The organism is Streptomyces hilarionis, assembly GCF_024539675.1.
In the GTDB taxonomy this organism is placed as follows: Bacteria; Actinomycetota; Actinomycetes; order Streptomycetales; family Streptomycetaceae; genus Streptomyces; species Streptomyces hilarionis.
The window spans coordinates 1-298 of sequence record NZ_JAHHIT010000642.1; the positions used below are offsets into that span (position 1 = coordinate 1).

Genomic DNA, 298 nt, shown 5'->3' on the forward strand with positions numbered 1-298 from the left:
GCCCCTGCCCTGCCCCTGTTCCTCCCCTGCCTCTGTTCTGCCGTGCCCCTGTCCTGCCCCGGCCCCTGTTGCGCTCCGGGTCAGGCGTTCGCGCCCAGGACGTCTCTGAGTTGCTTGGGGAGGAGGTCGTCGCAGGACTGCTTCGCCTCGTTGGTGAGGGCGTCGTTCCGGCAGGTGTAGTAGTCGTTGTAGACCAGGTGCGCGGTGAAGCTCGCGGCGACCATGGCCAGCGCCAGGGAGGCGGTGACCAGGCCGCTGACGGCGGCGGTGCGCTGGGGGCGGCCGCTCGGTTCGGGGG

Annotated in this window: 1 pseudogene; it reads right to left on the bottom strand. The window is 71.5% G+C overall.

The window, feature by feature from the left end:
- Window positions 1-80: 80 nt before the first annotated feature.
- Window positions 81-298 (bottom strand): annotated as a pseudogene (locus KMS84_RS39845) (hypothetical protein); the annotation flags it as partial.